This window comes from Shimia aestuarii, assembly GCF_022814865.1.
In the GTDB taxonomy this organism is placed as follows: domain Bacteria; phylum Pseudomonadota; class Alphaproteobacteria; order Rhodobacterales; family Rhodobacteraceae; genus Shimia; species Shimia aestuarii_A.
Genome location: NZ_JAKVRD010000005.1, coordinates 114,369 through 137,542 on the forward strand (window position 1 = coordinate 114,369; position 23,174 = coordinate 137,542).

Annotated in this window: 18 protein-coding genes; 12 read left to right on the top strand and 6 right to left on the bottom strand. The window is 61.2% G+C overall.

Annotated features, from left to right (window positions below; all coding sequences use genetic code 11):
- Positions 1-14: 14 nt before the first annotated feature.
- Both MK745_RS07040 and MK745_RS07045 read right to left on the bottom strand, forming a co-directional pair.
- Positions 15-1,298, bottom strand: a complete 1,284-nt coding sequence (locus MK745_RS07040) for a TRAP transporter large permease (protein WP_243612576.1) — start codon at positions 1,296-1,298, stop codon at positions 15-17.
- Entirely contained in the window at positions 1,295-2,440 is a 1,146-nt protein-coding gene (locus MK745_RS07045) for an NAD(P)/FAD-dependent oxidoreductase (RefSeq protein ID WP_243612577.1), read from the bottom strand. Before MK745_RS07045 ends, MK745_RS07040 begins: the two co-directional genes overlap by 4 nt.
- A gap of 151 nt (positions 2,441-2,591) precedes the next feature.
- Here MK745_RS07045 and MK745_RS07050 point away from each other — a divergent pair, with 151 nt between their 5' ends.
- From MK745_RS07050 to MK745_RS07065, 4 genes are all read left to right on the top strand, one after another.
- Positions 2,592-3,185, top strand: coding sequence for a helix-turn-helix domain-containing protein (locus tag MK745_RS07050; protein ID WP_243612578.1), 594 nt, complete (start codon positions 2,592-2,594; stop codon positions 3,183-3,185).
- 122 nt (positions 3,186-3,307) lie between these two features.
- Positions 3,308-5,137, top strand: coding sequence for a hypothetical protein (locus MK745_RS07055; protein WP_243612579.1), 1,830 nt, complete (start codon positions 3,308-3,310; stop codon positions 5,135-5,137).
- A gap of 39 nt (positions 5,138-5,176) precedes the next feature.
- A complete protein-coding gene (locus MK745_RS07060) occupies positions 5,177-6,319 on the top strand; it encodes a hypothetical protein (RefSeq protein ID WP_243612580.1) in 1,143 nt (380 codons plus the stop codon).
- On the top strand, positions 6,316-7,392 hold the full coding sequence (locus MK745_RS07065; protein ID WP_243612581.1) for a hypothetical protein: 1,077 nt from the start codon (positions 6,316-6,318) through the stop codon (positions 7,390-7,392). The genes MK745_RS07060 and MK745_RS07065 overlap by 4 nt, the downstream gene beginning before the upstream one ends.
- A 6-nt stretch (positions 7,393-7,398) precedes the next feature.
- Here MK745_RS07065 and MK745_RS07070 read toward each other — a convergent pair whose 3' ends face one another.
- Positions 7,399-8,067, bottom strand: coding sequence for a TetR/AcrR family transcriptional regulator (locus MK745_RS07070; protein WP_243612582.1), 669 nt, complete (start codon positions 8,065-8,067; stop codon positions 7,399-7,401).
- A gap of 136 nt (positions 8,068-8,203) precedes the next feature.
- On the opposite strand from MK745_RS07070, the gene MK745_RS07075 reads away from it, so the two are divergent.
- From MK745_RS07075 to MK745_RS07110, 8 genes are all read left to right on the top strand, one after another.
- A complete protein-coding gene (locus tag MK745_RS07075) occupies positions 8,204-9,346 on the top strand; it encodes an efflux RND transporter periplasmic adaptor subunit (protein ID WP_243612583.1) in 1,143 nt (380 codons plus the stop codon).
- 22 nt (positions 9,347-9,368) lie between these two features.
- The gene (locus tag MK745_RS07080) at positions 9,369-12,509 is read left to right on the top strand and encodes an efflux RND transporter permease subunit (protein WP_243612584.1); all 3,141 of its coding nucleotides are present in this window, start codon (positions 9,369-9,371) and stop codon (positions 12,507-12,509) included.
- 105 nt (positions 12,510-12,614) lie between these two features.
- Positions 12,615-13,673, top strand: a complete 1,059-nt coding sequence (locus MK745_RS07085) for an NAD-dependent epimerase/dehydratase family protein (RefSeq protein WP_243612585.1) — start codon at positions 12,615-12,617, stop codon at positions 13,671-13,673.
- Positions 13,674-13,777: 104 nt separating this feature from the next.
- Positions 13,778-16,243: a heavy metal translocating P-type ATPase gene (locus MK745_RS07090; RefSeq protein WP_243612586.1), complete on the top strand. Its 2,466-nt coding sequence runs from the start codon at positions 13,778-13,780 to the stop codon at positions 16,241-16,243.
- Between the two features lies 1 nt (position 16,244).
- Positions 16,245-16,637 (top strand): Cu(I)-responsive transcriptional regulator, encoded by a 393-nt coding sequence (gene cueR, locus MK745_RS07095; RefSeq protein ID WP_243612587.1) that lies wholly within the window; start codon positions 16,245-16,247, stop codon positions 16,635-16,637.
- Positions 16,638-16,678: 41 nt separating this feature from the next.
- Entirely contained in the window at positions 16,679-18,079 is a 1,401-nt protein-coding gene (locus MK745_RS07100; RefSeq protein WP_243612588.1) for a cryptochrome/photolyase family protein, read from the top strand.
- Positions 18,080-18,213: 134 nt separating this feature from the next.
- Positions 18,214-19,212, top strand: a complete 999-nt coding sequence (gene gap / locus MK745_RS07105; RefSeq protein WP_243612589.1) for a type I glyceraldehyde-3-phosphate dehydrogenase — start codon at positions 18,214-18,216, stop codon at positions 19,210-19,212.
- Positions 19,213-19,298: 86 nt separating this feature from the next.
- Positions 19,299-19,442: a glyceraldehyde-3-phosphate dehydrogenase gene (locus MK745_RS07110; protein WP_243612590.1), complete on the top strand. Its 144-nt coding sequence runs from the start codon at positions 19,299-19,301 to the stop codon at positions 19,440-19,442.
- Here MK745_RS07110 and MK745_RS07115 read toward each other — a convergent pair.
- The 3 genes from MK745_RS07115 to MK745_RS07125 all read right to left on the bottom strand — a co-directional run bounded on the left by MK745_RS07115 (position 19,439) and on the right by MK745_RS07125 (position 23,156).
- Positions 19,439-21,721 (bottom strand): glycosyl hydrolase family 28-related protein, encoded by a 2,283-nt coding sequence (locus tag MK745_RS07115; protein ID WP_243612591.1) that lies wholly within the window; start codon positions 21,719-21,721, stop codon positions 19,439-19,441. The two genes, MK745_RS07110 and MK745_RS07115, sit on opposite strands and share 4 nt — an antisense overlap.
- Positions 21,722-21,857: 136 nt before the next feature.
- Positions 21,858-22,253 carry a DUF4864 domain-containing protein gene (locus tag MK745_RS07120; RefSeq protein ID WP_243612592.1) on the bottom strand — a complete coding sequence of 132 codons (396 nt, stop codon included), beginning with the start codon at positions 22,251-22,253 and terminating at the stop codon, positions 21,858-21,860.
- Between the two features lie 168 nt (positions 22,254-22,421).
- Positions 22,422-23,156 (bottom strand): DUF4336 domain-containing protein, encoded by a 735-nt coding sequence (locus tag MK745_RS07125; RefSeq protein ID WP_243612593.1) that lies wholly within the window; start codon positions 23,154-23,156, stop codon positions 22,422-22,424.
- Between the last annotated feature and the right edge of the window lie 18 nt (positions 23,157-23,174).

Sequence of the window (23,174 nt, forward strand, 5' to 3'; positions counted from 1 at the left end):
TCCGTTGTATTTTTCTAGTGCCAAAGCCCCATCATGCGCGGAAGGGCGAGGCTGATCTCTGGCACTGCCACGAGCAGGCCCAGAACCACGATTTCCGCCAAAACAAAGGGGATGATTTTCCGCGCGAGATCCCAGTATCGGACCCCGGTCACGGTCGAAACGATCAGCAGGCACCCACCCAGAGGCGGCGACACAAGGCCGATCGAAAGGTTGAAACAAATCACGATGCCGAGGTGTACCGGGTCGGCCCCGTTCGCCAACGCGACAGGCGCAAGAAGCGGCACGAGAAGCGCCAACGCAACGGTCACGTCAAGCACCATCCCCGCGATAATGAACAGGACGTTCATCACTAGGAGATAGCCCACCGGGCCAAGCCCCATCCGCTCCACCAGCGCGGCAAGTGCCTGCGGAATACGTTCGAGCGCGGCAAGATGGCCAAAGGCCGCGACCGCGCACAGGATCATAAAGATTGACCCAGTCAGCACAGCCGTGCGCGACAACGCCTGCCAGAAGTCCGCCCGGTTCAGGCCCTCATAGAACCACGCCACTGCTGTCGCGGAAACAACGGCCACCGCGGCGGCCTCGGTGGGTGTCATCCATCCAAAGACAATCCCGCCCACGATGATGATCGGCAAGGACATGGCCGGCAGCGCCTTCCAGATCGCCGGCCCGATGGGCGGAGCCTCTCCCTTGGCAACTCGGGGGTGATCCTCGCGCCAGGCATACCAACCGTTGATGATGAACAACGCCATGGCCAGAACGAGACCCGGCAGGATCCCTGCCACGAAAAGCGCTGCGACCGAGGTCTGCATCAGCGCGCCATAAAAGATGAGGATGATCGAGGGCGGCACAATCGGCCCGATGATCGAAGAGGCCGCCGTGATCGCCCCAGCGTAGGCCGCGGAATATCCCCTTTCCCGCATCGCCGGGACGAGCGTATTCGACAACGCCGCCGCATCGGCCACGGCAGAGCCGGAGATACCAGCAAAGAACACCGAGGTCATGATGTTCACATGCCCAAGCCCACCACGCAGCCGCCCAACAAGCGCCATCGACAAGTCGATCAGCGCCTTTGTGACTCCGCCTCGGTTCATCACCTCACCCGCGAGAATAAAAAGCGGCATCGCTAAAAGGGAAAAGACACTGATCTGCGAAAACACCTTCTGCGGCATGATCGCGAGATAGCGCGTCTTCTCCTGCGCCACGAAGGCAAGCATCGCCGAGCCACCGATGACATAGGCCAGGGCCAACCCCGATGCGAGAAAGACGAAAGCTGCGGCGGGAACGAACCAAATCATGCTGCCACCTCAAGACGCTCGGGTGACACGCTTGCAGGGTCGAACCCGGTCTCCATGACCCGCGCTGGCATCTCTCGTTTCTGGATCGCTGCCGCTGCGTATTGCGCCAAGCCAGGCGCAGATTGAATACCGTACCCCCCCTGCCCCGCGAGCCAGAAGAACCCCTGCGCCACGTCTGAATACCCAACCACAGGCACCCCGTCGGGCACAAAGCTGCGCAATCCGGACCAGCTGTTCTCAATCCGGCGAATATCAAGATCGAACGCCGTCATGATCCGGTCGGCACAGATCGCGATATCAAGCTCTTCTGGCTGTGCATCGCAAGGTGCCGAAGGGGTCTCATCCGCCGGGGAGATCAACAAACGCCCGGCATCCGGTTTGAGATAGAACTGCTCTTCGACATCAATGGTGATCGGCAAATCGGCCGTGGCAATGGTCGGATGATCCGCGATCATCATCGCAGTCCTGCGCTTCGGGGTGAGTGCGATCCGTTCCGCGCCCGCCATCTGTCCGACCACATCGGCCCATGCGCCGGCCGCGTTGACAACGACCGGGGCACGCAGCGTGCCTTTCTTGGTGATCACGCACCAATCATCGCCCTCCCGCTCAAGCGCCGTAACTTCTGCGCCTGTTTCCAAAGTTCCACCCAAGGCGCGGAACTGGCGCAGGTATCCCTGATGCAAGGCGTGCACATCGATATCCTGCCCCATCTCGTCGAGCATACCATCGCTCGCATAGTCGGGCCGCAGCATGGGCTGGTGCGCCGCAAGCTCGTCACCGCTCAGACGCTGAACCCGCGTCTCCCGCGACAAGGCCTCGGTCAGAGCCTCAAGAACACCGCGCTGTTCGGGCCGCGCGATCATCAGAATCGGGCGTGGCGCGAAAAGAGACGTATCGGTGAAGCCTACAGGCGGGTTGCGAAAAAAGCTCTCGGAGGCACGGGTCAATTCCCGGATCGGCGTCGGACCATAGCAGGGCGCAAAAACCGCGGCGGAACGGCCCGTCGTGTGGTAGCCCGGTTGGCGCTCCATTTCGAGCATCACAACCTTTGCAGAGCCCGCCAACTCAGCCGCTACCGACGCCCCTGCAATTCCGGCACCGATCACAACGATGTCCGCCTGATTATCTTCTACCGTCGCCATATCTCGTCCTGTCGCTTCGCTTGCGATCAGAGTTGATGGATTCGGATTTTATTACAAGAAAAATTTTCCTATACGAAAATTTCTTTGATTTTCAGCTATGATACTGCCGGAAATCGTGGCAAATACCCGCGAAGCCAGCATAGGATGAAGCATGTCTTACAAAAGTGAAGTGGGTCAGCGCCTCAGAGTGCTGCGCAAATCAGAGCAAATGACCCTCGCAGAACTGGCAAAGCGGTCTCAGGTCTCGGTCTCGACGATCTCCAAGATCGAAAACGGCGCGCTCTCTCCTACGCTCGACGTCATCCTAAAGCTTTGCGATGGGCTCTCCGTATCAATCAGCGACCTTGTCTCGGGCTCCGATACCAGTAAGCCGCGCTCCTCCGCCCCCAATAGCCGCTTTGCGCCAAGCTACAAGGGCGAAGGCGCCCTCATAAGCACACCGAACTACGACTATTACTATCTCTGCCCGGACGTGAAGAACAAATTCATCGTCCCCATCCTCGCACGCTTGAAGGCTCGCGATCTAAAGACCTTCGGAGAGCTCTTCCGCCATGGAGGCGAAGAGTTTCTCTATGTGCTCGATGGTCAGGTCGAAGTGCATAGCGAACACTACGCCCCTATCACGCTCTCCAAGGGCGACAGCGTCTATCTCGATAGCCAGATGGCGCATGGATACCTGAGCACCGGCGAGGCGCAGGCCGAAGTCCTATGCATCTGCACAGAGCCGCAGGCCCAAACCGTCTAAGGCACTTCTGCCTACAGATTGGCACGAACGCCGGTTGCGGACGCCATGCCTGACTTATACGGTGCGAACCGAATGACGGCCACGGCATCCCCATGGTCCGACGCGATGAGTGTATCCAATTTATGGCTTCAGCAAGCAGCATTTCCGGCTTTACGCCCCTCCAAAGCCTGATCTGGCCCGAGACGGGTATCTGCACAGAACGCGACCTGTATTTCCGCCTTCACCGTCCAGCAGGCCTGTCGACGGAACACCGCACGATTTCCTTTGCCGCTGGCGGCGTGGTTGAGACAAACACCTGGTTCAACCTTTTCAACATCGGCAAATGGCGGCGACACTGCGACCTCCAGAGCCTCTTTCTTGCGCTCTCCGGACAGGGTTCGTTCGAGATATCGGTATTTCTCGCATATCCGAACCGCTCTTGGGAACGGCTCCTGAATGAAACCCTGACCCTGACCGCAGACGGCCCAACCCGCATTGATCTCGCCCACGGGTTCGACGAGACCTATGACGAAGGCGTGCTGTTTTTCGAACTTCAGGCTCTTGGCGACGGTGCGTTGACCGGTGCGGAATGGCAAACCGTAGACTCCCCTCGCCGCACGCCCGACCTCGCGCTTTCGGTCACCACCTTCAAGCGCGAAGACGAAGTAAACCGCACCATTGCGCGCTTTGAGGACTACATCGCCCAAAGCCGTCACCGCGATCACATGCGCATGGTGATCGTCGACAACGGGCAATCCCTGACACATACCGACACCGACCGCCTGACGATTATTCCGAACGAGAACCTCGGGGGATCGGGCGGCTTCGCGCGCGGACAGTTAGCGGCCGCCGATCTCGGTGCGAGCCATTGTCTCTTCATGGATGACGATGCCTCGATCCATATGGCAAGCCTTGATCGCACCTACCAATTTCTCGCCTATGCCACGGATCCCGCCACCGCCGTTGCCGGCGCAATGATCAACGCCCAGCACCGCTGGTCGATCTGGGAGAACGGGGCGATCTTCGACAGGCGGTGCAAACCTCTCTTCATGGGCACAGACCTGCGCGATCCACGCCAGGTTTTTGATATGGAGTTTGCCACCACCGGGACGCCGCCCAACCAGCTCTATGGCGGCTGGTGGTATTTTGCCTTTCCGCTGGCACAGGCAAGGCACATGCCTTTTCCGTTCTTTGTACGCGGCGACGATGTGAGCTTTTCCTTGGTGAACGATTTCAACATCGTGCGCCTCAATGGTGTCGTCTCTTTCCAAGAAAGCTTTACCGACAAAGAAAGCCCGCAAACCTGGTATCTCGACCTACGCAGCCACATGGCCCATCACCTGAGCCTACCCGCAATGGAGGTTGGCCGCTTCGCAGTCCTGAAAATCGCGATCTGGTTCTTCCTGCGCAACCTGCCGCGCATGCACTACGATACGCTCGCCGCGATCAATCTCGCGATGGCGGACACGCTGCAAGGACCAGAGTATTTCGCCGAGAACGCCGACATGGCCCAGCGCCGGGCTGACATCAAATCTCTGACACAAGACGAAAACTGGCGACCGACCGAGGGACCGACACCGACAAGTGCCCGACGGAGACTGAACCCGGATCGCACCGCATTACGCCTGCTGATGATGCTAAGCCTAAACGGCCACCTGCTGCCGTTCTTCTCGCGCTGGGGCGATACGCTCGTGCTGCATTCGGAGGAGCGCGGCAATATCCGCAAGACGTTCGGCGCAAGCAAGGTCACCTACCTGAGCGCGAACCGGAAATCCTCTTATACGGTGCGCCATTCCAAGCGCAGGCTATTTCGTGAGGCAGGGCATTTTGCGCTCTATGCGATCACCTTCCTGCTGCGCTACAAGCGCCTGACAGAGGCCTATAGAGACGGCTACCAGACGCTGACCGCTGAACCGTTCTGGCGTCGCAAACTGGGACTGGTGTCGCCCGACAGCCACGACAAAGTGGCCTAAGAGGCAAATCGAACTGCCCAATGGGCAACAGGAGTGAAGATGAAGGTTATCCTGTTCATAGGCCATCACAAGGTCGGATCGACAGCGCTACAGGACTTCCTGAGCCGCAATCAGGTTGCCTTGATGAAGTCCGGAATTCTCTATCCCAGCACGGATTTTCAGGGCATGTCCCTTGCCCTTGGAACGGCTGCCGGGCTGTGTGAACCGCCCAAGGACATCCCGCTCAACGCCCGCGAGCCTCATAACGCGCTGGCTTTCCGTATGCTCAGCAGCCACAAGCTCGGAAAGGTGCCGCCTTTTCATACGGATCTTCCCGGCCTGCCGCAGATGAAACAGGCACTGCAACAGCAAATCCAGTTTCTCAAACCACACACCGTCATTCTCGCAAGCGAGGTCTTTTCAAATTTCGCGCGCGGCGGGGCACCGATCATCGAAGACCTGATCGACGTATTCCCGGTGCAGGCCGAGATCACCATCATTGCAACCCTGCGGCGCATTGATGAATACCTCGCGTCATGGCACGGCCAGCGGCTCAAATTCGGTCATGAGCTCTCTCCGCTACGACAAGACGGGATCGACGAGTATTTTGACGGGATTCATTTCGACTATCGCGACATGTTGCAATGCTGGCTCGAAACCGTGCCAGAGGCCCGTTTCGTTATCCGCGACTACGCAGAGGTCCGGGCAAATGGCGGTTCGGTCACAGACTTTTTCGCCCAAGCAGGTGTCGACCTCCCACCAGACCTCGTATCAGAGCGCCGGTCCAACCGCTCCCTGCATCGCGGCGTCTACGAGATTGCTCGCCTCGGCAACCGTGCCCTTCCGCCGCCGCAAGCACAGCTCCTGCGTGAGACCCTGCGCAGGATGACGCCAGAGCTGGACCTGCCACCCTCACATGACATTGAACTTTTCGGTGCAGAGAACCGTGCCCGCCTTCAAGAACGGTTTGTCCACGTACAGGACTATCTCGCAGAGATCACCGGCAAGGCTCCCTTCTTTGCAAACGCCGACGCCGTCGCAACGCCCTGCCCCGTGCCGGAGATGGAGATCTTCCCCAAAACCGTGAAGACAATGAACGCACGCATGCCGAGGCTCGGTATTCCGAAGATCCGCAAATTCCTCCGGGAGCTCGAAGATCAAGAGTTCTCCCCCACCGCCCGCACGCAGGACACCACGGCATGACCAAAGAGCTCATCATCCATCTGGGCGATACCAAAACAGGATCAACCTCGATTCAGCAGGCACTTGTAAATGGCGCCTGCGAACTTCCCGGCAAGAGTTACTACTTCCCGACACATTCCAATCACAACCTGCTGGCGCACTCGCTGACGCAAAAGACGCGCCTCAATGAACAACCCGCTCGGTTCAAGCGCATCGCAAAGGCTCTGGATCAAAGCGATGCTGACTTTGGAGTCATTTCCGCCGAGCACTTTCAGTTCGTCCGCCCAAAGGTGCTACTCGAGGCGATTGAGACCTATCTTCCGGCCTACAAGGACAATATGCGCCTTGTCGCCTATGTCCGCCCGCATCCGGAAAAAATCCTCTCCGCCTTCTCCGAACGCCTCAAGCTCGGCGAAGAGATCAAGAGCGTGCCTGCCTTCTTTGAACGCACAAGCAAACGTGGGATCTTCCTCTATCATCCCCGCTTCAAACGCTGGAGAAACATCTTCGGCGATCGCTTTGAATTGCGTCCCTTCGCGCGCAGTTATCTCCACGATCAAGATGTGGTGAGCGATTTCTTCCACTTCATGCTCGGCACGTCCGATTTTGAACTGGCGAAAACGGTGAATGCCAACACGTCCCTGACCCTCGGCCAACTCGCGCTTCAACGCGAGGTGCAGCTCATTCTGCGCGATACGCTGAAGGGCCTTGAAGACATGCGCTACGACGAAGCAAGAACAGCGATTGGCCGCTTGCTTGCCGAATACATGCGGACTGGCGACCTCGGCGCGCGTGACGACAAGCTTCTCATTCCCGCGTCTCTCGTGGGGCCGATCCAGAAGTTTTATGCCGCCGATGCCGAAGCCATGGACGCAGACTTTTTCGAGGGCACCCCGATGACCGACGCCTTGGCCAAGATGGACGACAAGACCATCGACACGCCGCAATCGCTCGAGGCCAAGGACCATTTCTCCAAAGAAACGATCGAAGCATTCCATATCTTCAGCAGGATGTTGGGTGATATGGTGCGCCTGAGACCACAGAGACTGCGCGAGACCCTGACCGAGACCCGCCGCCATCTGGGATTGTCCTAAGCCGCTCTAGCGACGCGGGCGCACACCGTTGAGGAAAAGGCGAATGGCGCGGTCGCGCCGTGCCGCACGATCATTGGCGAGGCGCGCAATCCGGTCCGGGTCGAGCATACAGTGGATGGTATCGCCAAAGACCATATCCACCAAAAGCTCTGCCGAAGGAGCGATCTCTTCCGGGGCGATCTCAACTTCTCCTACCCGCGCTGCGCGCCTCAACTCATCCGTCAGGAACGTCGCCACCTGCCCCGGCCCCTTCCGGCTTAGGCTACGCCCGAGATCGGGGAAGTTTCGCACCTCCGCAACGATGATACGCAAGATTTCAATGGGAAGCTCCGGCGCGTCCATCGTCGGATCGAACGTCAGCAGAATGCGCAGCCGATCTTCAAGCGACGCACTGCGTTCATCGGGGCGCAAGGGTCGGAAAATCGTGTCGCTGATCCGTCGAAGCGCCGCCCCGAGAAGCTCTTCGCGACTGCGATACAAACTGTAGAGCGTGCGTTTCGACATACCCGCCCGCTGCGCAATATCGGCCACCGTCACCTCTTCCGCACCGCGTTCCGACAAAAGCGCAATCGCGCAATCAAGAACCAACGCTTCCCGCTCTGCCGGGCACATCTGAACCGGCCTCCCCCGGCGACGGCTGGTCTGCGCTTCGGAAAGTGCCGGTTCGCTGGGCATATGAAAGGCTCCTTGCTGGGCATAACGAAAGGTTCACAGGATCATATCCTATCCAATCTTTACAAAACCCTCCAGTTTCCTTATCGCCGCAGGTAACCATCCGCCACCGTGGCGGCAGACCAATCCCGGAGTCCACATGTCGCGCCTTCGTCTTTTCGCCCCGATCTTCACCCTCGGGCTTGTCCTGTCGTTCAACGCGCCAAGCGCGCAAGCACAGCAGCAAGGCGGAGAGCGCCCGCCGACACCTGTCACCGTGGTGACGCTGAAGACGCAGGATGTGACCCTTTCCTCTGCCTTGCCCGGTCGTGTGACCGCCTCAGGCGTTGCCGAGGTGCGACCACAGGTCAGCGGCATCGTGATGGAACGCATCTTCGAAGAAGGCCGCCCTGTTGCGAAAGGTGACCCGCTCTACCGCATTGATCCGGCCACCTACGAGGCCGCCAAGGCCGCCGCCGAAGCCAATCTCGCACAGGCCGAGGCCCAGCTCCGCTCGGCCCAGCGCGAAGAAGCCCGCCAGAAAGAGCTGCGCGAACGCAATGTCGCAAGCCAACAAGCCTTTGATGATGCCGTCGCCGCCCGCGACGTGGCCGAAGCCGCGGTCAAAGTTGCAGAGGCGCAGGTGCTTTCGACAACCATCGATCTCGACCGCACCACCATCACCGCCCCCATCTCCGGCACCGTCGGTCTGAGCCAGACAACCCAAGGCGCGCTTGTTACGGCTGGGCAAACCACCGCCCTGACCGTCATCCGCAAGCTCGATCCGGTTTATGTCGACGTCACACAATCCGCGTCCGAGCTCCTGCAATGGCGCCGCTCTGGACAGGAACTTGCTGAAGAGGCAGGAGCCGTCGTGACCCTGCGCCTTGCCGATGGCGAACCCTACGAGCACGAAGGCATTCTCGCCGCCGCCGAACCGCATGTGAACGAACAGACCGGGGTTATCGTCCTACGGCTCGAGTTCCCGAACCCCGACAGGTTCCTGTTGCCGGGCATGTACGTGCAGGTGGCCATGCCCCAAGGCATCGTCCAAGACGCCATCCTCGCGCCGCAGGAAGGTGTGACACGGGATCGTCGGGGCCGCCCGACGGCCATGGTCGTCACCGCCGAAAATGTCGTCGAAAGCCGGGAACTGACCGTGCAGCGCGACCTTGGCAACCACTGGGTCGTCACAGAGGGTCTTGCGCCCGGCGACCGCATCATCGTCGCGGGCCTGCAAAAGGTCTCGCCCGGCATGACGGTCGCCCCCGAAGAACGCGCGGAAGCGCCTGTAGACAACTGATCCAAACCCCGGGGAGTCCATCATGGCCCGCTTCTTTATCGACCGCCCCGTCTTTGCCTGGGTGATCTCGATCCTCATCATGGGGGTCGGCCTTCTGTCGATCTACACCCTACCGATCGCGCAATATCCCAAGATCGCACCGCCCTCTGTCCGCATCAACGCGCAATATCCCGGCGCGTCTGCGGAAACCGTCGCCAACACGGTAACCCAGATCGTCGAACAGCAAATGACCGGTCTCGACGGCATGCGCTACATGTCGTCCTCATCGACCTCTGCGGGCACGGCAAGCATTACTCTGACCTTCGAGGCCGGAACCGACCCGGACGTGGCGCAGGTGCAAGTGCAGAACAAACTGGCACAGGCAACACCGCTGCTGCCCGAAACCGTGCAACGCCTCGGCGTGCAGGTGCAAAAAGCGTCGTCTTCCTTCTTCATGGTGCTGGCGCTGATTTCCGAGGATGGCCGCCTCGACCAAGCCGACCTCTCGGACTATCTCAGCTCGAACCTCGTGGATGAGTTCAGCCGCATCGAAGGCGTGGGCGGCGCACAGGTGTTTGGCGCGCAATACGCCATGCGCATCTGGCTCGACCCTTCAAAGCTCGCCGCCTTCGAGATGACGCCCTCTGATGTCGTGAATGCGGTCTCTGCCCAGAACGCCCAAATTTCCGCCGGCGCTTTTGGCACCCTGCCTGCCCCAAGCGGGCAACAGCTCAACGCAACGATCACTGCGCAATCGCTCCTGTCCACGCCCGAGGACTTCCGTAACATCGTCCTGCGGGCTGAAACCGATGGCGGTCTTGTGCTCCTGCGGGATGTGGCACGTGTCGAAATCGGTGCTGAAAATTACGCCACCATCGCCCGCTACAACGGTCAGCCCGCCTCGGGCATGGCGCTCAACCTCGCTTCTGGGGCCAACGCGCTCGATACCGCTGAACGGGTAAAACACCGCATCGAAGAGTATAAGGAATTCTTCCCCGTAGGGGTCTCCTACGTCATCCCCTATGACACCACACCCTTCATCGAGATTTCCATCCACGAAGTGCAAAAGACGCTGTTCGAAGCCATCGGCCTCGTCTTCCTCGTGATGCTTCTCTTCCTGCAGAACCTCCGTGCGACGCTTATCCCGACGCTCGCCGTGCCGGTCGTGATCCTCGGCACCTTCGCGATCCTGTCGATCACGGGCTTTACCATCAACACACTGACCATGCTCGCCATGGTGCTCGCCATCGGCCTGCTTGTGGATGACGCCATCGTCGTGGTCGAAAACGTCGAACGCATCATGGAAGAAGAGGGCCTCTCTCCGCGTGAGGCGACGCGTAAATCCATGGGCCAGATCACCGGTGCCCTGATCGGGATCGCACTCGTTCTGTCCGCGGTCTTCGTGCCGATGGCCTTCTTCGGTGGCTCCACCGGTGTGATCTATCGCCAGTTCTCGATCACCATCGTCTCGGCCATGGCGCTTTCGGTGCTGGTCGCCCTGACCCTGACTCCGGCCCTCTGTGCCACGCTCCTGAAAGCCAAGGATGCCCACCATACGCACCGCGGCCCTCTCGGCTGGTTCAACATCGCCTTCGAAAAGGTGACAGGCGGGTATGCCGGGACGGTTGGCCACGTGATCCGCCGCCCCTTCCGCGTTCTCGTCCTCTATGCCGCCCTTGGCTATGGCATGGTCTTCCTGTTCAACAACACGCCAACGGGTTTTCTCCCCGATGAAGATCAGGGCATTTTGATGACCCTCATCCAAGGCCCGACCGGCGCCTCCGCCGAGCGCACGCTCGACGTGGTGAAACAGGTCGAATCCCATTTCCACGGAGCCGAAGGAGAGAACGTGGAATCCGCCTTTGGCGTCGTCGGGTTCTCTTTCGCCGGCCAGGGTCAAAACATGGGCCTCGCCTTCGTGCGCATGAAAGACTGGGACGAACGCCCCTCGCCCGCGCAATCGGTGCAGGCGGTGGCGGGCCGTGCCTTCCCGGCGTTCTCAGCGATCCGCGATGCGATGGTGTTCCCCATCGTGCCACCCTCGGTCATCGAACTCGGCAACGTCTCGGGCTTTGACTTCTACCTTCAGGCGCAAGGCGGTCAGACCCACGAACAGCTCCTGAACGCCCGCAATCAGCTCTTGGGCATGGCAGCACAAAGCCCGCTGATCGGCTCGGCCCGCCCCTCGGGCCTCGAAGATGCCGCACAGTTCAAGCTCGATATCGACTGGCGCGCTGCCGGGGCGGTTGGGGTGAGCCCTGCCAATGTCGGCACCACGCTCAACATCGCGTGGGCCGGGGCCTATGTGAACGACTTCAACGACAATGGCCGCATCAAGCGCGTGTATGTCCAAGGCGAACCCGATAGTCGCGCCACACCCTCGGACCTACAGAAATGGCGCGTCCGCAACGCCAGTGGCGATCTTGTGCCTTTCGCCAACTTCACCACCGAAAGCTGGGAATACGGCCCCCAAGGTCTGACGCGTTACAACGGTGTGCCCTCGATGCAGGTCCAGGGCTCGCCCGCGCCCGGCGTTTCGACCGGCGACGCCATCGCCGAAATAGAACGCCTCGTCTCGCAACTCCCGCCCGGCTATAGCGTCGCATGGACGGGTCTCTCTCTCGAAGAACTGGATTCCGGCGGTTCCGCCCCGATGCTCTATGCGCTCTCGCTGGCCGCGATCTTCCTTTGCCTCGCCGCGCTCTACGAAAGCTGGGCCATTCCCTTCTCGGTCATGCTGGCTATGCCGATCGGGGTGCTTGGCACCATGGGCGCGGCCTATTGGTTCGGCTTTGAAAACGGTGTCTTCTTCCAAGTCGGCCTGCTGACCGTGATCGGCCTCACCGGCAAGAACGCGATCCTAATCGTGGAATTTGCCCGCGAACGGTTCGAAGCAGGGGAAGACCTCTATACCGCCGTCCGCGAAGCGGCGCGGCAACGCTTCCGCCCGATCATCATGACCTCGCTGGCCTTCTCGCTCGGTGTCGTGCCTCTCGCCCTGTCGAGCGGCGCGGGCGCGGGTGGGCGCACGGCCGTCGGCTCCGCCGTGCTTGGTGGCACGATCACTGGCACGGTGCTCGGCGTCGTCTTTGTACCGCTCTTCTTCGTGCTTGTGGCGCGCGTCTTTAGCCGCAAGCGTGTCGCCGCACAGAAAGGCGCCCCGGCGCCCGATACTGCGCACTAAACTGGTCTCGGCGCGCGGCTCATGGCGCGCGCCCGGTCTACGCATTGCCAAACGGCTCTGAGACCCCCATCTTTCCTCCTGACACTGCACCCGGAGGAAATCCCCATGCTCGATATCGACCGTTCCGCGCCCGTGATGGTCACAGGCGCGACAGGCTATGTTGCGGGCTGGATCGTCAAAGCCCTGCTCGACGCAGGCCTGACCGTTCATGCCCCCGTCCGTGATCCTGCCAAGACCGAAAAGACCGCCCACCTGACCGCACTGGCCGAAGCCGCGCCCGGCGAAATCCGCTTCTTCAAAGCCGACCTGCTAGAGCCCGGTTCCTATGGCGAAGCGATGCAGGGGTGTTCCGTGGTGTTTCACACCGCCTCGCCTTTTATCGTGAACGTCAAAGACCCCCAGCGCGACCTGATCGACCCCGCCGTCAAAGGCACGCGAAACGTCCTCGAAGAAGCCAACCGCACCGAGAGCGTGCGCCGCGTTGTCCTGACAAGCTCCTGCGCCGCGATCTATACCGATGCCATCGATTGCGCCTCTGCGCCCGGAGGGATGCTGACGGAAGACGTCTGGAACACCACGGCTTCACTCGACTATCAGCCCTACTCCTACTCCAAGACACTGGCCGAGAAAGAAGGCTGGACCATCGCGGCAGAGCAGGACCGTTGGGATCTTGTCGTCATCAACCCGTCTCTCGTGCTTGGCCCTGCGATCAACGACCTGCCCACTTCCGAAAGCTTCCGCATCATCAAGATGCTTGGCGACGGCACCATGAAGGCGGGCGCCCCCAAGCTCGGGCTTGGCGTGGTCGACGTGCGTGACCTCGCCCAAGCGCATCTCGCCGCCGCCTTCACCCCCAAAGCCGAAGGCCGCCATATCACTTCAGGCCACGGCACCAACACGTTCGAGATCGCCACACTGCTTCAGGACAAGTTCGGCGCGGATTATCCGCTCCCCAAGCGCCCCCTGCCGAAATGGCTCTTCTGGCTGCTCGCCCCGACCGCGGGCGTGGAACGCAAGTTCGTCTCCCGCAATGCCAACATTGTCTGGAAGGCGGACAATTCCAAGGGACGCACCGCGCTCGGCCTGACCTATCGGCCGCTGAAGGAAACCGTCGAAGACATGTTCGCTCAAATGGTCGAACGCGGCGCCTTCACGAAAAGCTGATACATTTTCCGCGATCCTTCCAGTCGCTGGAAGGGTTGCGGGCCTCCATCCTTCCAAATACTGGAGGGTTGTCGCGCGCCGTTCGCGCGTTCAGGAGGCATGTCATGACCACGCTACGCTTTGAGATCGACGGAATGAGCTGTGCCGGATGCGCCGGACGGGCTGAACGCGCGCTTCAGGCCATGCCGGGACAGACTTCCGCTGCGGTGAACCTCGCCAACACGATGGGGACCGTCGACCTTGATGGTGCAAAGGCCGCTGACATCCGCGAGACCCTGAAGAGCGCAGGCTACCCGGCCCGCGAAGAGAACATCACGCTCGATATCTCCGACATGAGCTGTGCCTCCTGCGCCGCACGGGTCGAGGCCGCACTACAAGAGGTGCCCGGCGTTCTCGAAGCATCAGTCAATCTCGCCTCCGAAACCGCCCAGGTACAGGTGCTGCGTCGGTCCGTCGCTGCGACCGACCTCGCCGCTGCCGTGCGCGCCGCAGGCTACACCGCGACACCCCGCACGGACGAAACCACCCGCGACGCCGGGGCCGAGGAAGCTGCGAAAGTCGACGATGCCCGCCGCATCGCCCTGATCTCCGCCCTCCTGACCCTACCGGTTTTCCTGATCGAAATGGGCGGCCACGCGATCCCCGCCCTGCATCACTGGATCATGGCCAATATCGGCCAGAGCCAATCCTGGCTCCTGCAATTCGTGCTGACGAGCCTTGTCCTGATCTGGCCCGGCCGCGGCTTCTTCCTGAAAGGCATCCCGCTTCTCTTGCGCCGCAGCCCCGACATGAACTCCCTCGTCGCCATGGGCGCCTCTTCCGCATGGGGCTATTCGACCGTTGCGCTTTTCGCACCTGCGATCCTGCCGCCTGGCGCACGCTATGTGTATTTCGAGGCCGCCGCCGTCATCGTCACACTGATCCTCGTCGGACGCTGGTTCGAAACCCGCGCCAAGGGCCGCACAGGCGGCGCGATCCGCAAGCTGGCTCGTCTCAAGGCCGATACCGCCCGCGTTGAACGCGACGGCAAGGTCACCGAGGTTCCCGTCGATAGCGTCACTGTTGGCGATCTCCTGCATCTGCGCCCCGGCGAACGTCTCGCCGTCGATGGCACGGTCGATTCCGGCGAGAGCTATGTCGACGAAAGCATGATCACGGGCGAACCGCTCCCCGTTGCGAAAGCCAAAGGCGACACCGTGGTCGCCGGGACGATCAATGGCGACGGCGCCCTGATCTACCGCGCCACGGGCGTTGGAAGTGACACCATGCTCGCCCGGATCATCACGATGGTGGAACGTGCCCAGGGCGCGAAACTCCCGGTGCAGGCGTTGGCGGATCGCGTGGTGCTGATCTTCGTGCCTGCGGTGATCCTTGTTGCTGCGCTCGCGCTGTCGGGTTGGCTCGCCTTTGGACCGGACCCGCGCCTGCCGCACGCCCTCGTCGCCGCCGTCTCGGTGCTCATCATCGCCTGCCCCTGCGCCATGGGCCTCGCCACGCCAACCTCAATCATGGTCGGCACCGGGCGCGCCGCCGAACTCGGCGTGCTTTTCCGCAAGGGCGAAGCGCTGCAAAGGCTCGAAACCCTCTCGGTTGTCGCGTTCGACAAGACCGGAACCCTGACCGAAGGCCGCCCCACACTGGCAACCCTGTCCCCCTGCACCGACATTGCGCCGGACACCCTCCTGCGCCTTGTCGCCGCTGCCGAGGCCCCTTCGGAGCACCCAATCGCACGCGCCATCACCGCCGCCGCCAACGAACAAGGGCTTACCCTGCCCAAAGCCGAAGGGTTCTTGGCCATTGGCGGCTTTGGCATCCGCGCCACGGTCGAGGAAAAGACTGTCCTCATCGGGGCCGCCCGCCTCATGACGCGCGAAGGGATCGACGCTGCCCCCCTCGCAGACGATGCCGAAGCACTGGCCGCGCGCGGCGAGACCCCCTTCTATGTCGCCATCGACGGCACCCTTGCAGGGTTGATCTCTGTCGCCGATCCGATCCGCCCAACCGCCCGCGCCGTCGTCAATCGCCTCAAGGCCATGGGCAAGTCTGTCGCCATGATCACCGGCGACAGCAGCACCACAGCCTGCGCCATCGCCGCCGATCTTGGCATCGACCATGTTGCGTCCGAAGTCCTCCCCGAGGGTAAAGCCGCCGAAGTCGAGGCTCTGCGCGCAGCACACGGCCCGATCGCTTTCGTCGGAGACGGGATCAACGACGCCCCCGCCCTCGCAAGCGCCGACACCGGGATCGCCATCGGCACGGGCACCGATATTGCCATCGAAAGCGCCGATGTCGTCCTCATCGGACCGGACCTCTCGGGCGTCGTCACGGCCATTGACCTGTCGCACCGCACCATGCGCAATATCCGCCAGAATCTGTTCTGGGCCTTTGCCTATAACATCGCGCTGATCCCGGTCGCGGCGGGCCTCTTCTACCCCCTGCTTGGCTGGCAGCTCTCGCCGATGCTCGGTGCCGGGGCTATGGCCCTCTCCTCTATCTTCGTGCTATCCAATGCTTTGCGGCTGCGGCGAGTCTCTCCGTCCGCGATCTCGCCAGCACGCGAGGAGGTATAGTATGAATATCGGAGAAATTTCCAAACGATCCGGCGTCCCGGCCAAGACAATCCGCTACTACGAGGATATTGGCCTGATCCAACCGGAACGTACTCCGAACGGGTATCGTGTCTTTTCGGAAACGGATCTACACCGTCTCTCCTTCCTTGGACGCGCGCGAAAACTCGGCTTTTCGATCGAAGACTGCCGGGCCCTCATTCGTCTCTACGAGGACGAGGCCCGCGCCAGTGCAGAGGTCAAGGATTTGGCCATGAACCATCTCGGTCGGGTCGAAGAGAAAATCGCGCAACTTCAACACATGCGAAATTCCCTGGTCGAAGTGATCGAGGATTGCGCCGGGGATCATAGCCCGGACTGCGCCATTCTCGACCGTCTCGCCGGGCGTATGCTCTAGAAGGACTGGACGCCGGGCCGCGGGGCCTTACTTTGCCGGTCATGACTGTTTCGATCCATTGGTTTCGCCGTGATCTGCGGCTGTCCGACAACCCCGCCCTGTCCTACGCCGCCAAGCGCGGCGCGCTTCTACCTGTCTACATATTGGAAGAGGCCGATGCCCCCGGCGGGGCGACCCGTGCTTGGCTGCACCGGTCTCTTGAAGCCTTGAACGCAGCGCTGACTGGGGCGCTGCACGTCTACAGGGGCGACCCTGCCGAGATCCTGCCCCGCCTTGCCGAAACCCACGGCGCCGAGACCCTGACATGGAACCGCCGCTATGACGCCCGCGGCATGGACTGCGATACAGCGCTCAAGACCGAGCTGCGCACCCGTGGTCTCAATGTGCATTCCGCGAACGGAGCCCTCCTGTGGGAACCAATGGATGTGAACAAGGCTGATGGCACACCCTATCGCGTATTCTCGCCCTTCTTCCGCAAAGGCTGTGCCGCCGCCGCACCACCGCGCGAGCCGCTTCCTGCGCCGTCGATTGCCTTGCTCGATGTCCCGAATGACACCGCCCTTGATGATCTCGCCCTGCGCCCGACACCGGCTTGGGATGAAGACGTGCTCGCGGATTGGACGCCCGGCGAAGCAGGCGCAACGGCCCGCCTTGAGGCCTTTCTCGAAGAGGGCCTTTCCGGCTACAAAGAGGGGCGCGACATACCATCCGCGCCACATGTCTCGCGCCTCTCACCACACCTCGCCTTCGGGGAAATCTCACCCAATACGGTATGGTATGGCGCCAAGGCACAACCCGCCTCCCGCGATCGCGATCATTTCCTGTCGGAACTCGGCTGGCGCGAATTCTCCTACAACCTCCTGTTCCATAACCCGGACATGGATTGGCAGAACCTCAACCGCAAATTCGATGGCTTCCCCTGGCGCGATGCCCCCGACCTCCTGACCGCATGGCAAAAGGGCCAGACCGGCATCCCCATCGTCGATGCCGGGATGCGAGAGCTTTGGCAAACCGGCTACATGCACAACCGCGTGCGGATGATCGTGGCCTCTTTCCTCGTCAAGAATTTGCGCGTGCATTGGCGCCACGGCCTCGCTTGGTTCCACGACACGCTCTTTGACGCCGATCCCGCCAACAACCCGGCAAGCTGGCAATGGGTGGCCGGATCAGGGGCCGATGCTGCACCCTATTTCCGTATCTTCAACCCGGTGACACAATCGGCAAAGTTCGATGCCGAAGGTGCCTACCTGCGCCGCTATGTGCCGGAACTCGCCCGCCTCCCCGACAAGCATCTCCATGCCCCGTGGGAGGCCCCAGCCGAGGTTCTGCGCGGGGCGGGAATCGTTCTTGGCACGGACTATCCCCACCCGATCGCCGACCTGCGCGAGTCGCGGCAAGGCGCGCTTTCGGCCTATGACCAGATCAAAGGCAGCCCAAGCTGACGCGGCGTTATCGCTACCACGCGGGAACCGGCCAATCTTTATCGCTAACACCATGATTGGCTGCCAAAAGCCCCCTTTCGTCATGGGAGGGAGCCGTCTATACCCCGCCTGAATTCAGGACGAAGGGATACCTCATGACCGTGACTGTTGGCATCAACGGGTTTGGCCGCATTGGCCGCTGCACCCTCATGCACATCGCCGAAAGCGCCCGCGACGACGTGAAGGTCGTCAAGGTGAACGCCACCGGCCCGCTCGAGACCGCAGCACACCTGATCCGCTACGACTCTGTGCATGGCCGCTTCCGCAACGAAGTCAAGATCGGCGACGGCATGATGGATCTCGGCGCAGGCGAGATGGAGATGTTCTCGACCTATGACATGGACGAACTGGACTGGTCCGGCGTCGACGTGGTCATGGAATGCACCGGCAAGTTCAATGACGGCGACAAAGCCAAGGCCCACCTCGACCGCGGTGCCAAGAAAGTGCTTCTGTCCGCTCCCGGCAAGAATGTCGACAAGACCATCGTCTTCGGTGTCAACGACGAGATGCTCGAAGCCTCGGACACGATGATCTCCAACGGCTCCTGCACCACCAACTGCCTCGCGCCGGTGGCCAAGGTTCTGCACAACGCTTTCGGCATTGAATCGGGCATCATGACCACGATCCACGCCTATACCGGCGACCAACCGACCCTCGACCGTCGCCACAAGGATCTCTACCGCGCCCGTGCCGCCGCCATGTCGATGATCCCGACATCCACCGGCGCCGCCAAGGCGCTTGGCGAAGTCCTTCCCGATCTCAAGGGCAAACTCGACGGCTCTGCCGTGCGTGTGCCGACGCCGAATGTCTCCGCCGTGGACCTGACCTTCGTGGCACAAAAAGACGTGACCGAGGCGGACGTGAACGCTGTCATGGCCGAAGCCGCCGCCGGCGCCATGAAAGGCGTCCTCGGTTACACCGAAGAGAAACTCGTCTCCGTCGATTTCAACCACACCAGCGAAAGCTCGACCTTTGCCGCCGACCAAACCAAGGTCATCGGCGGCCGCCTCGTGCGCGTGCTGGCATGGTATGACAACGAATGGGGCTTCTCCTGCCGCATGGCCGACGTGGCCCAGAAGATGGGCTCCATGTAAGCCTAGGCAATCGCCTGCAAAACTTGCGCCTCCGGGCGGTCTGAGGCATACCTTTGCCCAAGGACCACCCGGAGGCGCAATTCGTTATGACCAACCCGATCGCCGTTTTCCTGGCCGTGCTGATCTTCTCCGGCCTGGCATACGATCTTATCTGGCTCGATGGTCAGGCGACGCTTCTGCTCGCCCGCAAGTTCTTCCAACTGGTCGAGTGGGTCGCCTTCTGGCGCTAGTCCATCCGCACCTTGACCCAGACCTTGCCGCGCACTGGCACATCCCACTTGAGATGCACTTCGTCGCCATTGGCGCCTTTCTCGACCTCAACATACGGCATCGTATAGACCGGATTCCCCGCCCCATCCTCGATCCGCCCTTTCGCGACCACAGACTCGACCGTGCGCGCGCGCCATTCAAACGGTAGCCGCCCCTGCGTCTCGACGACCCAAGTCTGTGCCGCGCTGTTCTGGTCATGCTCGACCAAAAGCGGATTGCGCATCCCGTCACCGACCGCGTGATAGGTGTTGCCCTCGACATGGATGTTCTTGCTCTTGGTCTTATCCAACTCGGCAAAGCTGGTATCGATCCGGTCCACCCGGTCGATATGCCCGTTGATCGAACGGAACTTGTTCCCGGTCACGGTGAACCCGGTGAAATAATGGTTCGCCCCATGCGGTTTCACCACGAGATAGGCAAACCACGACGCCACATGCCCGGACAGGAACACATTGTCCGTCACCGAAAGCGCACTGAAAGAGTAGCCGCTGGTAAAGTCAGGTTCCGCCTCGTACTCGTTGCTCCATTCAATCGTGGCATTGTCGATATAGTTGCCATCAATGCTCGCCGCACAATGCGCCGCCCCAAGCAAGATTCCCGCCGTGCGAAGTCCCGCAGGCTCTGAATCGCCTTGGAAGAAATGGTTGCCCGTGATGATCGAGTTTGTCCCGCCGATCACAAGGAAATGGCGAAACTGGCTGGCCCTGTTGTTGCGGATTTTCACATCATTGGCATTGGTGTTGATCGCCACCGTCTCCCGATCTTGCGCCGGGGTGCCACCCTCGCGCGTCTTGAAATCGCAGCGGTCGACAAGCATCCCCTGACACCCGTCCCCAATACTTGTGATCGCGCGCCAGCCGGGGCGGTTGAAATGGCAATCCTTGACATGAAACGCGACCCCCGCCGCAGACAAGGCAATCCCGCTCGCGACAGAGTTGCAAAGGAACTCGATCCCTTGAACCTCGAAAGAGCTGATCTTGCTGAAGCCGGTGAAATCGAGCACGTATTTGAACCGCGTGAAGGTAAAGGTCTGCGTGCCCTCCGCATCATAGAGTGGTTGCGAAAGCGTGATCTCCTGCGTCGCTTCGTTCTTGTCCTTGACGTAGATCTCGCGCCCGACACCGCTCCCCGTGACATGACTGCCAATGGCGATATTGGCCACGTTGGTCACATTGGTCAGCGTCCGCGACTGGTTCGAGTCATAGCTCGCCACCGAAGTGACAATATCCGGATCCCAGACCGTATCACCCGTGACATAGAACTGCCCGTTGCGGATCACCCGCCGCTGTTTGTATTCCGTGCGATTGGCGACGATCGCCTGAAGGTCGAGCGGTTCATCAATCGTCACCCGTCGACCGCCCATATCAAGCGATTCATGGTCTGCGTTGTTGAGAAGCGACTGGAACATCTTCTTGAACCCAAGCGTTTCATCCCCGAACGCATCGATATAGGCCGCCAGCTCGAAATTCTTGGTCAATGAGAAATACTTGTCCTCCGGCATCGTGACCGTCCCGACGAACCGCACCGGCGTGTTGAAGGTCACGTTGTCGTCGAGAAAGAACACCCCCTCCGAGACCAAAACCTCGCGCCCGTTCGCCGCATCGTCCGCAGCGGCAAAGGCGGCCGAGTCATCCGTGACCCCATCGCCCACCGCGCCGAAATCGCGCACATCGACCCAATCCATCATATCGCGCAAGAAGGCGCTGGTGACATCCTCGATGCTGATGTCGTCGATACGCACCACACCGCCAATCGCCCCGGTGAGGTCGAGCCCGAAATGCCCGTAGACAGGTTCCGAGCCCCAGGTCATGTCAACACCGCCGCGCGCGCCTGTGCCGATGATCGCGCTGACCTCAACGACCGATCCATAGGAGGTCAGCGTCACCTCGTCGCCCGCCTCCACAAGGCCGCTCACGTGGTCACCGCTGCCATCCCCGGCCCAGGCCGCGATACGCACTTTCGGAAGGTTGCCAGACACCGCCTTGACCCGCGCTGTGACCCGGAGGTAGCACCCGGGCAGGATCGGCGTCTCTCCCATATAACGGAGCTTCTGAACCGCCTCGAGCTTCACCAGCTCGAGACAGCCGCCAAAATCCGCATCTGCCGGAACAAGCGCCGCATTGACCGCGCCGTCATACGTGTCCGATCCCGGCGTGCCATCGCCGCTCGACCACTGGGCCAGCCCCGCCGCAAAGGCCGGTGGCATCAACAAAAGACCGTCGGTAATCGCCTTGTTCATCTCTTCCCTTTCCTGATCGCTCAGCGCATGGGGCGCATGACTTCGGAAAGGGAAATATCAACCGCGCCTTAACGCGCCCCGACAGCACCGTGACGGTGCCTGTCGACCCAAGCGATTTCGAAAAACCTTGCCCGCCTCAGACGCCCACATCAGGAAGCGGCAGGCGCTGCACCGCGTTGATGCGCCACGCGCCCTCATGTTCGACCATCTGGTAGTCGAATAGGTGCATCGCCCCGCCACTATCCTCGACCAGCACCTTTTGCCAAAGATTGCCCGCAATCTCGCGCCGTTCAAGAAGCCGGACATACCCCGGTTGCCAGACTTCAGGATATCCCGTCCGTACCATCGTGCCGAACCGCTCTGACGAGCCAAAGAAGCGCTGAAGTCTCGGGCTGGCATAGGAAAACGCATCCTCGACATCGCCCGCCCGAAACGCATCCATCTGCGCCCCGATCACCTGTTTTATTCCTTGCTCAGAGGCGCTCGCCGCGAGCCCCCAAAGCGTCATCGCCATCACCAAGATCATCCGCATAGCGTTTCCTCCTTACCCGGAGAGCTAGCGCAATCGCCGAGCGCGACCAGACCGCCTAAAGCGTTTCGACTTATACTTGAGGCACGAAGATAGGGCGAAACGCGCGCAACGTTCCTATGTTGCGCGCGTTTCGCGAAAAGCTGAGCCTCAGGTTTTTCTCGAAACGCTTTAGCCAAGCACCCAGCGGAACGCCCGGCGTAGCTCGGTCACCGCGTCGCCCTCAAACCACGCCCCATGCGCAATCACGATCCGCTCCGGTTCCCAGCCGATCATCTCCTCGATCCCGGCGCGCAGCGTGTCGTGATGACCCATGAAACTCATCTGCATGTCGCGCGGCATCTGCCCGTCCGGCGCGATGATCCGACCGAACCGCCCGGCGATTCGCATCCACCACGGGATCTTCTCCGGCTCGAAATTCTCGATCAGGTCGGTCAGGATCAGGGTCTTCGACGCCTCGTGAAAGAACACCGCCTCGCGGTGAATCTTGCTGCCTTCGATGATCCTTTGCTTGATCTCCCCGCGCCATGGCGCCTCTGCCGCATCGCCCCGCAGATCATGGTCAACCCGCATCGCGACGCCGTGCTTTTCCGCCCGTTCCGCAACGCCCGGCGCGGCCCAGGCCTTGGCCTCGGGATAGACCTCCTGCCACGCGCCCACATAGGCATAATGGATCCAGTTCGGCGCGATGAGATGCCGGATCGGCCCCAACGCCTCGAGCGCCCGCGCCAAAGCCGCATCATAGGCGACCGGCGAATGCAGCCAGAGATCGCCATTCGCCAGCCGCACCACGGTCATCCGCGTTGAAAACGGCATGCCGTAAAACCGGATCGCGGGGCCATCCACGATCCAGATATCTTTGCCAATCGGCTTTAACGTGTTGAGCGGTTCATATCCGGTTGCCATGGCCCAATCCTGCGCCAT